Source organism: Allobosea sp. FG18 (genome assembly GCF_057809495.1).
In genome coordinates this window covers 69,761-82,904 of the sequence record NZ_JBMDKB010000003.1, presented here as the reverse complement: position 1 = coordinate 82,904, position 13,144 = coordinate 69,761, and the positions used below count along the sequence as shown (strand labels likewise).

Below are 13,144 nucleotides of genomic sequence, written 5' to 3'. Positions count from 1 at the left end.
GCCCGATTCGCAAACGTGCCGGCCCATGACACTGAAACCCGCCTCGATCCTGCTGGCCCTGTCCGTCCTGCTCGCGGCCTGCGCCGGCGATCCGCGTCGCGAAGGCCCGCTTGACCCGCGCATGGTCGATAAGGTCGCGGCCGTCTCGCTCGATCCGGCCCAGGCCGGGCGCATCCTCAATGCCTATCGCGCGAGTCAAGGCCTCGGCCCGGTCAGGCCCGATCCGCGCCTGATGGCGATGGCGCAGCGCCAGACCGATGCCATGGTCGCGAAGAACGCCCTGTCGCATGATGCCGGCGGCAACTTCACCGCCCGCATCCATGCCGCCGGTGTCGACAGCGTGCGGGCGGCGGAGAATCTCGGCGGCGGCTATTTCTCGGTCGAGGAAGCCTTCGATGGCTGGCGCAAGTCGCCGGGCCATGACGCGAACCTGCGCATGAAGGAAGCGACCCGCTACGGCATCGCGCTCTCCAAGGACCCGCGCACCAGCTACCGCGTCTGGTGGGCGCTGGTCATCGCGGCCGAACCGGAGGTTCGCCGCGAGATGGCGGCACAAGGCGCCGGCCCCGCGATGGTGTTCGGCAACAACCCGCCCCCGGTGCGCTGACCCCTTTACAAACACCCGCTTCTGGTGATGGCTCTGGTCTTTAGCGGAGCCATCACCATCATGACCTTCGAAGCCTGGATCGCCTTCACCGCCGCCACCGCCGTCCTCCTGGTCATTCCCGGACCGACGATCCTCCTTGTGATCTCCTATGCGCTCGGCCAGGGCTGGCGCACCGCCTTCCCGATCGCCGTTGGTGTTGCGCTCGGCGATTTCACGGCGATGACGCTCTCGATGCTCGGCGTCGGTGCCTTGCTCGCTACCTCCGCCTTCGTCTTCACCACGCTGAAATGGATCGGCGCGGCCTATCTGATCTGGCTCGGCATCAAGCTCTTCCGGGCCGGCGGCACGCTCGATGCCAAGCCGCGCGAGGATGCCGCTCCCGGCTGGAAGATGCTCGGCCATGCCTGGCTGGTGACGGCGCTCAACCCGAAGAGCATCACCTTCTTCGTCGCCTTCCTGCCCCAGTTCCTCGACACCAAGGGCGATTTCTGGACGCAGATGCTGATCTTCGAGGCGACCTTCATCACACTCGCCTTCGCCAATGCCATGGGTTACGCGCTGATTGCCTCGCGGGCACGGGCCGTGGTCAGCAATCCCCGCGCGATCGGGCTGTTCAACAAGGCCGGCGGCACGCTGCTGATCGGCGCCGGCGTCGCGACCGTCGCGATCCGCTCCGGCAGCAACTGACGCCGGTCATGTCGAGCAAGGACGATCAGACTCTCGGCTTCTATGCCGAGGAAGCCAGCGCCTATGCCGGCCGCGACCGACTGGCCGAGCACCGCCGCATCGACCCCTTCGTGGCCAGGCTCAAGCCCGGCGCGCGGATTCTCGAACTCGGCTGCGGCGGCGGGCAGGATAGCGAGGAGATGCTGCGGCGCGGCTTCGACGTCGTGCCGACCGACGGCTCCCCGGAGCTGGCGGCGCAAGCCGAACAGCGCCTCGGCCGCCCGGTCGGCGTCCTGCTCTTCGAGGATCTGGAGGAGGTCGCGACCTATGACGGTGTCTGGGCGCATGCCTGCCTGCTCCATGCGCCGCGTCCCGCCCTGCCCGGCATCATCGACCGGATACACCGCGCCTTGCGTCCGGGCGGCGTCCTCTATGCCAGCTTCAAGGCTGGCGAAGCCGAGGGACGCGACGGCCTCGGCCGCTATTTCAACTATCTCTCGTCAGCCGAACTGCGCGCCGTCTTCGGCATCGGCGCTCGCTGGCAGTCCCTGACGATCGATGAGGATACCGGCTCCGGCTATGACCGCCAGCCGACACGCTGGCTTCACGCCTTGGCGATCAGATCGCCGGAGCCTTGACGGAAAGTCGCGGCGGCTTACCTCTTTTCACCATGACCCGCCGCAAGCTTCTCTCCTTCGTCGGCCTCGGTGCGTTGCTGGCTTCGACCGGCGCCGCTTGGGGCGCGATCTCCCGCTCGCGCAATCCCTACTATCAGGGCCCTGTCAGTGACCATTTCAACGGGCTCGTCTTCAGCGACGGCCGCCCGGTGACCAAGGGCCTCGCCGACGTACTGCGCTGGCAGACCGGCAAGCGCGAGCGCGAGGCCTTCCCCCTCGCCTATCAGGCGCCGCCGCAGGACAGGCCGCCGGCCCAAATCGATGGCGCCCGGATCGTCCATCTCGGCCACGCCTCCTTCCTCTATCAGGTCGCGGGCCTGAATCTGCTGATCGACCCGGTCTATTCGCTGCGCGCGAGCCCCTTCTCCTTCATCGGCCCCAAGCGCGTGAATGCGCCGGGCGTCGCCTTCGCCGACCTGCCGAAGATCGACGTGGTGCTGGTCACGCATAACCATTACGACCATCTCGACATCGAGACGCTGGCGCTGCTGCATGCCAGAGACCAGCCGCGCATGATCATGCCGCTCGGCAACGACTCGATCGTCCGGTCCCGCATCCCCGATGCCCGCGCCGAGGCGCATGACTGGAACGACCGGCTCACCCTGTCGGACAAGGTCACGGTCACGCTGGTGCCGAGCTATCATTGGTCGGCGCGCGGCGCCTTCGACCGGCGCATGGCGCTATGGTGTTCCTACATCCTCGAAACGCCGGCCACGAAGATCTTCCATATCGGCGATACCGGCTACCATGACGGCTCGCTCTATCTGGAACTCGGCAGCCAGCACGGCCCCTTCGACCTCGCTGTGCTGCCGATCGGCGCCTATGAGCCGCGCTGGTTCATGTCGGACAATCACATGAACCCGGACGAAGCCGTGAAGGTCATGCTGGCGCTACGGGCGAAGCAGGCAATCGGCCATCACTGGGGCACGTTCCAGCTCACCGACGAAGGCGTCGAGCGCCCGCCCGAGGCGCTGAAGGCCGCGCTCGCCGAAGCCGGCCTGCCGGAAGAGCGCTTCAGGCCGATGCGGCCGGGTTTGAGCTGGAGTGCGTGACGCTCCTTGTCATTCCGGGGCGGCGCATCGCGCCGAACCCGGACCCCACGACTGGGTGCGACCTCAAGAAATCAAACCGAGTAAAGTCTCGCCCGGTCGTGGGTTCCGGGTTCGATCCTACGGATCGCCCCGGAATGACAACGAGAACTACTTCGGCTGGACGTAGACGTTGATCTCGAGGTTCGGATCGCCGGGGTCCTTGAGGTCGCTGACATATTCCTCGAGGAACGCGTCCTTCACAGCGATGCTCTTGGCCTCGAGATAAGCCGTGATCGTCTCGTAGGTGGAATCGATGTCGTCATAGGGCGCGACATGCAGGAAGCGCAGCGCCCTCCCGGCCGGCGAAGCGCTCAGCTTCACCCCAGGCCCCAATGCAGGAGGCGGGCTCCCGGCCGGCAGCGCAACGGGCAGCATCGCCTCGAAACGAAAGCCGTCATCGGTCGTCTCGACGAAGAGCGACAACGGCCGGCCGGCGACCGGCAGGCCCGCCTTCTGCGCCTCTGCACGCAAGGCGTTGAAGCTCTCCGACAACCTCTGAAAGCCCTGGTCCCAGCTGGCCTGCCCCGGCAACAGGAGCACCGACTTCGCGGCCAGCATGACCTCCTCGATATCGCTTGAATCGCCGCGCTTGCCGGCGAGCGTCGCATTGGGATCGGGCACGCCGGTCTGTTGCTGCGCGGGCGGCGCCGGCAAGGACTGGCCCGGTGGCGGCAGGGTCGGCGGCGGCTGCACGGGCTGCGGCTCGACCGGGCCCGGAAGCGTCGGAGCCGGCTGCATCGGCTGCGGCACAACCGGATTCGGCGGCGGCGGAGCGGGCTGGGCCGGCTGCGGCCCCGGCTGAGAATCAGGCACGGGGACGGGCGGCGTCTGCGCCGGAACCGACGGCATCTGGACAGGGCTGGCGCCGGGCGGCGGCGCGAGAGGCGCGGATTCGACCGCGGTCGGCGGTGCGACGCGCGTCTGTGCGAAGACCGTTCCGCTCGACAGGCTCGTCAAGCCGGCAAGCGCCAGAACACAAATCCGGGAATATCGCCGAGAAACACGCATTGTCACGGCCTTAGAGTTTCACGCGATTCGCGCCCTTGCGGCGCAACATAGAATGTCCACCTTGTCTCAGGAACGGGGACGAGGGTGGCTTTTTCACGTCACCTCGGCCATAGCCCCTTATTCATGGGACGTGTGACCAAATGAACGCTCTGGCCAATCGCCGGTTCCTGAAGATGAACGGGCTCGGCAACCAGATCACGGTGCTGGACCTGCGCGGTAGCAAGCATGTCGTCAGCGAAAGCGAAGCTCGCGCCATCGCATCGGAGCCGCGCGCCCGCTTCGACCAGCTCATGGTCCTGCACGATGCCGTGACGCCCGGCACCGATGCCTTTGTGCGCATCTACAATACCGATGGCTCGGAAGCCGGTGCCTGCGGCAACGGCACGCGCTGCGTCGCCTGGGCGATGATCGCCGACCCGCAGATGGGCGATACTGCCAAGAACCATCTCGCGCTCCAGACCAAGGCCGGCCTGCTGCCGGCGGTGCGCGAGGGCGAGACGCTCTTCACCGTCGACATGGGTGCGCCGCGCCTTGCCTGGGACCAGATCCCGCTGGCCGAGCCCTTCGAGGATACCAGCCGCTTCGAGCTCCAGATCGGACCCATCGATAACCCGATCCTGCACACGCCCTGCGCCGTCAACATGGGCAATCCGCACGCAGTCTTCTTCGTCGAAGACCCCTATGCCTACAATCTCGAGCAGATCGGCCCGCTGCTCGAAAACCATCCGATCTTCCCCGATCGCGCCAATATCGAGCTCGCCGCGGTCAAGGCGCCCGACCATATCGTGCTGCGTGTCTGGGAGCGCGGTGCCGGCATCACCCAGGCTTGCGGCTCGGGTGCCTGCGCGGCGCTGGTCGCCGGCGTGCGCCGCGAGCTCACCGCCCGCAAGGCGACCGTCAGCCTGCCCGGCGGCGACCTCGCCATCGAATGGCGCGAGCGCGACGGCCATGTCCTGATGACCGGCCCGGTCGAATTCGAATGGGAAGGCACGCTCGACCCGGCCCTGTTCGATCAGGCGGCGTAATGGCCCTGGAGGTCGTCACCTTCGGCTGCCGCCTCAACATCGTCGAGAGCGAGGCGCTCAGGCTTCAGGCGGAGGCAGCCGGGCTGAAAGGCGCCGCCATCGTCAATTCCTGCGCCGTCACCGCCGAAGCGACCCGGCAGGCGCGGCAGGTCGTGCGCCGCCTCAAGCGCGAGCAGCCGGACAGGCCCGTCATCGTCACCGGCTGCGCCGCGCAGATCGAGCCCACGCGCTTCGCGGAAATGCCGGAGGTCGACCGCGTCCTCGGCAATGACGAGAAGCTGCGGCCCGAGAACTGGGTGACGTTGGCTCGTTCCAACAGCCTCGGCCATCCCGACATCGCCGCCGCCGACAAGCTCGACGTCGGCGACATCATGGCCCGCACCGCCATGCGTGCGCCCGTCACCGGCCGCTTCGCCAGCCATACGCGCGGCTTCGTCCAGGTCCAGAACGGCTGCGACCATCGCTGCACCTTCTGCGTCATCCCCTTCGGACGCGGCAATTCGCGCTCGCTCGCCATCGCCGATGTCGTCGCGCAATGCCGGACCTTGCTGGAAGCCGGCGCCCGCGAGATCGTACTGACCGGCGTCGACCTCACCAGCTATGGCCGCGACCTGGCCGAGGAGCCGACGCTGGGCGCGCTCGCGGGGGCGATCCTGCGCGCCCTGCCCGAATTGCCGCGCCTGCGCCTCTCCTCGATCGACGCGGTCGAGGTCGACGACGCCCTGCGCGACCTGCTCGCGACCGAGGCGCGCCTAATGCCGCATCTGCATCTCTCACTGCAGGCCGGCGACGACCTCATCCTGAAGCGCATGAAGCGCCGCCACGGCCGCGACGATGCCATCCGCTTCTGCGCGGAAATCCGCGCCTTGCGCCCCGATATCGTCTTCGGCGCCGATCTCATCGCCGGCTTCCCGACCGAGGACGAAGCCATGTTCGCCCGCTCGCTCGATCTCGTCGCGGAATGCGGGCTCAGCTTCGTCCATGTCTTCCCCTACTCGGCGCGCCCTGGCACGCCGGCCGCCCGCATGCCGCAGCTCTCGGGAGAGGTGGTTTCGGAGCGCGCCGCGCGACTGCGTGTGGCGGCAAGCGCCGCGCAGCAGCGCCATCTCGCGGAACGCATCGGCCGTCCGCTCAGCGTCCTGACCGAACGCGGCAATACCGGCCGCGCCGAGGATTTCACGCTGATCCGCTTCGCCAGCGACATCGCGCCGGGTGAAATCCTGCCGGTCACCAGCCACGCCGCCGACGGCAGGGCGCTTCTGGCAGCCTGAACGCGTTCTTCTGGGAAGAATAGCCGCCTCGGTCGCCGATGGGAGGAGGAGTGACCGAGGCGGCAGAGCCATGCCCGGAATGGCAGACCCACTTCTTAGACGCAGCAACCCGCCAAAAGGTTCAAAGCCTCACGCAACCACGGAACCGCGCACGCGCTGGACCTGATTGTTGCAATATCCCCGCGGGTTCCAGATCGGTTCCAGTGGCTGGACGCCGCCCTCGGCATCGCGCGCCCGCGCCATGACGACGAACGGCCCGGGCTGTCCGGCCACGATCTCCGTCTCGAAGCGCCGCCAGGCGAAGCATCCCTCGCCAGCCTGCAATTCGACGCCGCTCCAAGTCTCACCGCCATCGCCGGAGATCGCGACCGATTCCAGGGGAACCGCCCCGCTCCAGGCGAAGCCTGCGACCTTCAATCGCTCACCCTGCTTCACCACGAAGCCATCTGATGGAGCCGTGATCAGCGACTTGACCGGCATGTCGGTGATGACGGCGAAATTCGCGGGGTCGAGCGGCTCGCCGGGACGAACCGGCCGGATCGGCATCCGATAATCCGTCCCGCGCATCTTCTCGCCGTCATGCTCGACAGCGCGCAGGCTGATCCGGTCGAGCCATTTCTGCCAGGCCGAGCCGGGATAGCCCGGCGCGACAAGGCGCAATGGCCCGCCATGCAGGCGCGGCAGGGGCTCGCCATTCATGGCGAAGGCGATCAGCGTTTCGGGAGCCACGGCCTTGGCCATCGGCAGACCACGCGAAAGCGCGGTCTTCTCCGGCTTGCCGATCTGACGGTCCGGCGCGTGATGGGCGGTGTAGATTGCGCCCGGCCTAGGGCCGGCATGTTCCAGCACGTCAGCCAGCCGCACGCCCGTCCAGCGCGCGCAACCGACAGCGCCGAGCCGCCATTGCAGCCCGTCCGTCGTCGGCGAGAAGCGCGAGCGGCCATTGCCGGCGCGTTCCAGGACAGCAGTAACCGTGACCGTTTCGAAACGCTGGCGCAGGCCCTCGACGGTCCAGACGGCCGGGCGCTCGACCTCGCCGTCGATGGTCAGCGTCCAGTCGTTATCGTCGATCTCGGGCAGATGGCCGTTATTGCGGATAAAGAAGGAATCGACCGGCGTGATCGGCTCGTCGCCCAGCGTCAACGCTTGGCGACGACCTCCTCGCGCAGCGCCCGGCGCAGCACCTTGCCGACATTGGTCTTCGGCAGGCTCTCGCGGAAGAAGATCTGTTTGGGCACCTTGTAGCCGGTCAGGTTCTCCTTGCAGAAGGCGCGTAGCGCATCCGTCGTCAGGGTCGGGTCCTTGCGCACGACGAAGGCGGTGACCGCCTCGCCCGAATGCTCGTCCGGCAGGCCGATCACGGCCGATTCCAGCACGCCCGGATGCGCGGCCAGCACGTCCTCGACCTCGTTCGGATAGACGTTGAAGCCGGAGACCAGCACCATGTCCTTCATCCGGTCGACGACCTTGACCTGCCCGTCCGGCAGCATCACGCCGACATCGCCGCTGCGGAAATAGCCGTCCGCTGTCATCGCCTTGGCGGTCTCGTCCGGGCGGTTCCAGTAGCCTGCCATGACCTGCGGGCCGCGGATGCAGATCTCGCCGGCCTCGCCCATCGGCATGTCGTTGCCCTCGGCGTCGCGGATCGCGATCTCGGTCGAGGGGATCGGATAGCCGATCGTGCCGCTGAACTCGGTCAGGTCGGGCCGGTTGATCGTGGCGATCGGCGAGGTCTCGGACAGGCCATAGCCCTCGATGATCGGGCGCCCGGTCACGGCCTTCCACTGCTTGGCGACCGCGGCTTGCGTCGCCATGCCGCCGGCCACCGCAAAGCGCATCTCGGAGAAGTCGACTTGCCTGATCTCGGGATGGTTGGCGAGCGCGTTGTACAGCGTGTTGACGCCGGAGAAGAGCGTGAAGCGGCTCGCCTTCAGTGTCTTGATGAAGCCGGGAATGTCGCGGGGATTGGCGATCAGCAGGCTCTTGGCGCCGATGCGCAGCATGAACATGCAGCAGCAGGTCAGCGCGAAGATGTGGTAGAGCGGCAGCGCCGTCACCATGACATGCTGGTAGTCGCTGCGGCCGAGCGGCGGCTCCAGCACCCATTCCAGCCAGAAGCCGGCCTGCTGCACATTGGATGCGACATTGCGATGCGTCAGCGTCGCGCCCTTGGCGACGCCGGTCGTCCCGCCGGTATATTGCAGGAAGGCGACATCGTCCGGCACCACCGTCACCGGCGCCATCCGGGCGCCGCTCTGTAGAACCTGCTGGAAACCCACCGAGCCCGGCAGGTTGTAGGGCTTCACCACCTTCTTGATGCGGCGCGCGACGAAATTGACGATCTTGCCCTTGAAGCCCATCAGGTCGCCGGCCGTGGCGACGACGATGGCGTCGAGCTTCAGGTTCGGCTTCGCCTCCTCGACGACATGGGCGAAGTTCTCGATCACCACGAGCACCCGCGCCCCGGCATCGTTGATCTGGTGGGTCAGTTCGCGCGCGGTGTAGAGCGGGTTGACGTTGACGGCGGTGAAGCCGCCGAGCAGCACGCCGAAAAGCGCCGCCGGATAGGCCAGGATGTTCGGCATCATCAGCGCGACGCGGTCACCCTTCTTCAGCCCCTTGGCCTGCAGCCAGCCGGCGAAGGACTCGGCCGCCTGGCGGGTCTCGACGAAGGTGATCGTCTTGCCGAAGCTCTCGAAGGCCGGGCGACTGGCATAGGTCGAGCAGGCAAAGCGGATCAGGTCCGCCAGCGTACCGACCTTGGCCTCGTCGAGTTCCGGCGGAACGGCCGGCGGATAATGCGCTAGCCAGGGGCGCAGGGCGTTCCTGGCCTGCGTGGCGCCGGTCGCAGTCATAATTCCCTCCCTCTCGCCCGGTTAGCCGCCTCGCGACGGGTTCCGGTGCATTTTGATGATCGTACAGTGCGGAACGGTGGTCGGGAGCGCAAGCACCCGCCATCAAAGACCATACAATGTTCACATCTAAACAGTTCACCTCGCGCGAAATCAAGCCCGATCCGGGAGCCAATGAATGGCTCCCGGTGGAAAGGACGGGCGTTTTCTCTGGAATCAGCGCCCTTGGGCGAGGGCGAGTGCCTGGGCTGAGACCACGGCCTCGGCCGGCTTGCCGGCGAGTTCCGCGAGATGGTCGAAGCGTGCGCTGAACGAGCCGACACCGGACGTGGCCGAGCGCAGTTCGACGATCAGGCCGGTCATCTCCGCTTCCGGCACCAGCGCCTTGATCTGGTCCCAGCCGCGCCAGCCGGGCCGCGTGTCGTAGCCGAGGATCTGCCCGCGCCGGGCGGAGATCAGGGCCGAGGCCCGCGACATCGCCTCCGACGGGATCACCACGTCGACGGAGAGGATCGGTTCGAGCAGCACCGGCTTCGCCTGCGGCATCGCTTCGTTCATGGCGAGCCGCGCCGCCTGCCGGAACGCCATGTCGGAGGAATCGACGGTGTGATAGGAGCCGTCCGTCAGCGTCACAGCGACATCGACGATCGGGAAGCCGAGCGGCCCCTTCTCGCAGAAATCGCGCATACCGGCCTCGACCGAGCCGATATACTGGCGTGGCACGACACCGCCGGTGATCCTGTCGACGAACTGGATGCCCTCCCCGCGCGGCAGCGGCGCGACCTCGATCACCACATCGCCATACTGGCCATGGCCGCCGCTCTGCTTGCGATGCCGGCCGCGCGCGCCGGCCTGGCCCCGGATCGTCTCGCGATAGCCGACCTGCGGCGCCTTGCTGGCGACGGTGACGCCATAGCGGCCGGCGAGCTTCTCCAGCGCGACGCGCAGATGCATCTCGCCTTGCCCCGACAGGCGGGTTTCGCTGAGCTCCGGCACCTGTGTCACCGCCAGCGCCGTATCCTCCTCGGTCAGGCGCTGGAGCGCAGCCGCCAGCCTGACATCGTCCTTGCGGTCCTTCACCGCGATGGCGAAGGCATGCACGGCTTCCGGCGGCGCGACCGCGCTGACCACGCTCGCCCGCGCCTTGCCCAGCATGAAGGCTTCGCCCGTCGCGATGCCGTCGAGCTTGGCGAAGCCGGCGACATCGCCCTCCTCCGCCGCAGGTTTCCGGCTCTGCTCGGCGCCCTTCAGGGCGACGACTCCGGCGATGCGCGCCTCGACGCCGCCCGACGAGGTCACGACATCGCCCTCCGCCAGCCGGCCGCGCATTACCCTGGCCAGCGAGAGCTTGCCGCCCTGGCTCGAATGCCAGGTCTTCAGCACCTGCGCGAGCGGTGGCCCTTCCGGCAGAATACCGGTGCGTCCGCGCGTTTCGGCCAAGCTCGGCGCCTCGTGCCTGAGCGCCTTGAGCAGCCGCGTCACGCCATTGCCGCGCTCGGCCGCGCCGATCAGCACCGGCACGACATGGCGATGCTGCAATTCGCGTGCGAGATCGTCGAAGACACGGTCGCGCGGCGGCTCCATATCCCCCAGCAATTCCTCCATCAGTTCGTCGTCGTAATCGGCGAGCCGCTCCAGCATCGAGAAGCGCGCTTCCTTCTCGCGGCCCGCCTCGTCGGCCGCCAGCGGCACGATCTCGCTCGGCGCGTGCTCGCGGTAGATGAAGGCCCGCTCCAGGGCGAGGTCGATGAAGCCGACGGCGATACCGTTCTTCCAGATCGGGATCTGGCGCAGCAGCAGCGGCGTCCGCGAGGCCCGTTGCAGGATACCGAGCGTCTCGCGCACCCGGCGCGAGGCCGTGTCGATCTTGTTGAGGAACAGGAAGCGCGGGATGTCGGCCTCTTCCAGCTCGCGCAGCACGAGCTCCAGCGCCGGGGCCTTGCGGTCATCCGCCTCGCAGACGACGACGGCCGCATCCACCGCCGGCAGCACATGGCGCATCTCGTGCAGGAACTCGACCGAGCCGGGGCAATCGATGAAATGAAAGGTATCGCCAAGGAAATCGACGGCCGCGACGGTGGGTTCGGTGCTCATCTGATGCGCGCGCGCCTCAGGCGCCGCATCGCCGACCGTGTTGCCGCCCTTGACCGTGCCGGTGCGGGTGAGCGCGCCGCATCGCATCAGGATGCTTTCGAGCAGCGTCGTCTTGCCGCTCTGGAAGGGGCCGACGATCGCGATGCATCGCGGCCCCGCACGTCGGGTACCGGCTGCGGAACCGCCATTCTGTGCCGATGCGGGCATGACTTCCTCCTTCGGGGCTGGCCGCGATGGAGGAGAGGTTCGAGCGGCCCCGGCTCCGGCACGGTGGAAGCCGGCGGGAACAGCGAATGCGCTCACGCCGGATGGGCGGCGGTCGCTCGGGCCCGACAGGGTCGGGCGGCCGTCGGAGAGGCAGTTGAGGAGAGGTTCGCGCCGATCCGGAAAGGACGCAAGCGCTTTGTCGGTGGCAGCAGCGGCTCGCAGGCTCCGCCCCTGCTGCGCCCGTCGACACGGGGCGCGGCTATCCTGCCGCGGTGACCTGTGATTTCATCGCGCTTCCGCCGGACCGCACTCACCGGGAAGCGCGGACGACAAGCTCACGGCTCCGTGCGCCGCAGCCGGAGGACATGGAGGGTCGTCCGGCATTCTACGGAGCGAGCCGCTGGCGCGGCGGCGATGGAACATGGAGAACCTGCCGATGCCTCAGAACGCTTCGCAAGTTGACCTGGACGAACGCATCGCCCTCCTCAGGCGCAACATCTCCGAGCTGATGGAACAGGCGACGGGAGCCTCCGGCGCCGCCGTGGAAGAGGCCCTCGCCAACCGGCTCAGCGAGCAGCAGGACATGCTCAACGAGCTGCTGAAGAAGCGCGAAGCGATGGGATAAAGGCGTTTTCTCTGATCCGCCGGATCTGTTGCACCGTCCTTGTCATTCCGGGGCGCGCCGCCGGCGCGAACCCGGAACCCACGACCGGGTGAGGCATCAGATGTCTGCGGGGCGCCGCTCGGCCGGTCGTAGATTCCGGGTGCTTCGCTGCGCGAAGCCCCGGAATGACAAAAGCAGAGCTCGAAGCTGCTGCGATCTCGTTTCAGCGCGACCTTTCAAAGATTGCGGCGTTCGCCGCGGAGCGTCGCAAGCCCGATGCCGGCAGCGTCGAAGCCGCCATCGACGGCCAGCACCTGCCCGGTGATGTAGGTCGCCCGGTCCGAGCAGAGGAAGAAGATCGCCTCGGCCAGCTCCTCCTCCAGCCCATAGCGGCCGAGCGGCACGGCATCGCGATAGTCCGCCCGAATTTCCGGGCTGTGCACCGCCTTGGCCATCGCGGTCTCGACCGGCCCCGGCGCGACTGCGTTGACGCGGATGCCAAGCCCCGCAAGCTCGACCGCCTGCTGCTTGGTGAGATGCGCCAGCGCCGCCTTCGAGGTGCCGTAGGCGACCCGCAGCGTCGAGGCGCGCAAGCCCGAGATCGAGGTGATGTTGACGACGGCGCCGCCGCCATTGTCGGCCATGGCCCGCGCCGCGAGCTGCGTCGCCAGGAACGGGCCGGTCAGATTGACCGCCAGCACCCGCTGCCACTCGTCATGGGTCGTCTCCAACAGGGGCTTGAACACCGCCGTGCCGGCATTGTTGACGAGGGCATCCAGCCGCCCGAAGCGCTTGGCCATGCCGGCGAAGGCCGATTCGAGCTGCGCCGGCATCGCCACGTCGCAGGTCAGCACCAGCGTCCGCTCCGGCGCGGCGATCTCTGCCGCTGCCCGCTGGAGGCCGGCCCCGTCGATATCGAGCAGGCCGACTTGCCAGCCCTCAGTCAGGAAGCGCTTGGCGGTGGCGAGGCCGATGCCGCGCGCGGCGCCAGTGACGAGGGCGGTCTTCGGAGTGGTGTCGGGCATGGCATCTCGTCCGCTGG

At 67.7% G+C, this 13,144-nt stretch carries 12 protein-coding genes; 7 read left to right on the top strand and 5 right to left on the bottom strand.

What is annotated here, in order from left to right; all coding sequences use genetic code 11:
* Positions 1-25 precede the first annotated feature (25 nt).
* From ACODTJ_RS04450 to ACODTJ_RS04435, 4 genes are read left to right on the top strand one after another with little or no spacing between them, the layout of a single operon-like run.
* Positions 26-607 (top strand): CAP domain-containing protein, encoded by a 582-nt coding sequence (locus ACODTJ_RS04450; RefSeq protein ID WP_454656013.1) that lies wholly within the window; start codon positions 26-28, stop codon positions 605-607.
* Between the two features lie 60 nt (positions 608-667).
* The gene (locus tag ACODTJ_RS04445) at positions 668-1,294 is read left to right on the top strand and encodes a LysE family translocator (RefSeq protein ID WP_454656012.1); all 627 of its coding nucleotides are present in this window, start codon (positions 668-670) and stop codon (positions 1,292-1,294) included.
* An 8-nt stretch (positions 1,295-1,302) separates the two neighbouring features.
* A complete protein-coding gene (locus ACODTJ_RS04440; RefSeq protein WP_454656011.1) occupies positions 1,303-1,911 on the top strand; it encodes a class I SAM-dependent methyltransferase in 609 nt (202 codons plus the stop codon).
* A gap of 32 nt (positions 1,912-1,943) precedes the next feature.
* On the top strand, positions 1,944-3,002 hold the full coding sequence (locus ACODTJ_RS04435) for an MBL fold metallo-hydrolase (protein ID WP_454656010.1): 1,059 nt from the start codon (positions 1,944-1,946) through the stop codon (positions 3,000-3,002).
* A 147-nt stretch (positions 3,003-3,149) separates the two neighbouring features.
* On the opposite strand, the gene ACODTJ_RS04430 is transcribed toward ACODTJ_RS04435, so the two are convergent.
* Entirely contained in the window at positions 3,150-3,998 is an 849-nt protein-coding gene (locus tag ACODTJ_RS04430; RefSeq protein ID WP_454656009.1) for a GyrI-like domain-containing protein, read from the bottom strand.
* A 191-nt stretch (positions 3,999-4,189) separates the two neighbouring features.
* Here ACODTJ_RS04430 and dapF point away from each other — a divergent pair, with 191 nt between their 5' ends.
* A complete protein-coding gene (gene dapF, locus ACODTJ_RS04425; RefSeq protein WP_454656008.1) occupies positions 4,190-5,074 on the top strand; it encodes a diaminopimelate epimerase in 885 nt (294 codons plus the stop codon).
* Positions 5,074-6,345, top strand: a complete 1,272-nt coding sequence (mtaB, locus tag ACODTJ_RS04420) for a tRNA (N(6)-L-threonylcarbamoyladenosine(37)-C(2))-methylthiotransferase MtaB (protein WP_454656007.1) — start codon at positions 5,074-5,076, stop codon at positions 6,343-6,345. The genes dapF and mtaB overlap by 1 nt, the downstream gene beginning before the upstream one ends.
* A gap of 129 nt (positions 6,346-6,474) precedes the next feature.
* Here the strand turns inward: mtaB and ACODTJ_RS04415 are convergent, their stop codons facing one another.
* The 3 genes from ACODTJ_RS04415 to ACODTJ_RS04405 form a co-directional block, all read right to left on the bottom strand.
* Complete coding sequence (locus tag ACODTJ_RS04415; RefSeq protein WP_454656006.1) at positions 6,475-7,488, bottom strand: sulfite oxidase; 1,014 nt, start codon at positions 7,486-7,488, stop codon at positions 6,475-6,477.
* The gene (locus ACODTJ_RS04410; RefSeq protein ID WP_454656005.1) at positions 7,485-9,200 is read right to left on the bottom strand and encodes an AMP-binding protein; all 1,716 of its coding nucleotides are present in this window, start codon (positions 9,198-9,200) and stop codon (positions 7,485-7,487) included. The genes ACODTJ_RS04415 and ACODTJ_RS04410 overlap by 4 nt, the downstream gene beginning before the upstream one ends.
* A gap of 213 nt (positions 9,201-9,413) precedes the next feature.
* Complete coding sequence (locus ACODTJ_RS04405) at positions 9,414-11,498, bottom strand: elongation factor G (protein ID WP_454656004.1); 2,085 nt, start codon at positions 11,496-11,498, stop codon at positions 9,414-9,416.
* Positions 11,499-11,919: 421 nt separating this feature from the next.
* Here ACODTJ_RS04405 and ACODTJ_RS04400 point away from each other — a divergent pair, with 421 nt between their 5' ends.
* Positions 11,920-12,123, top strand: coding sequence for a hypothetical protein (locus tag ACODTJ_RS04400; protein ID WP_454656003.1), 204 nt, complete (start codon positions 11,920-11,922; stop codon positions 12,121-12,123).
* Between the two features lie 215 nt (positions 12,124-12,338).
* Here ACODTJ_RS04400 and ACODTJ_RS04395 read toward each other — a convergent pair whose 3' ends face one another.
* Positions 12,339-13,127 (bottom strand): SDR family NAD(P)-dependent oxidoreductase, encoded by a 789-nt coding sequence (locus ACODTJ_RS04395; protein ID WP_454656002.1) that lies wholly within the window; start codon positions 13,125-13,127, stop codon positions 12,339-12,341.
* Positions 13,128-13,144: the final 17 nt, after the last annotated feature.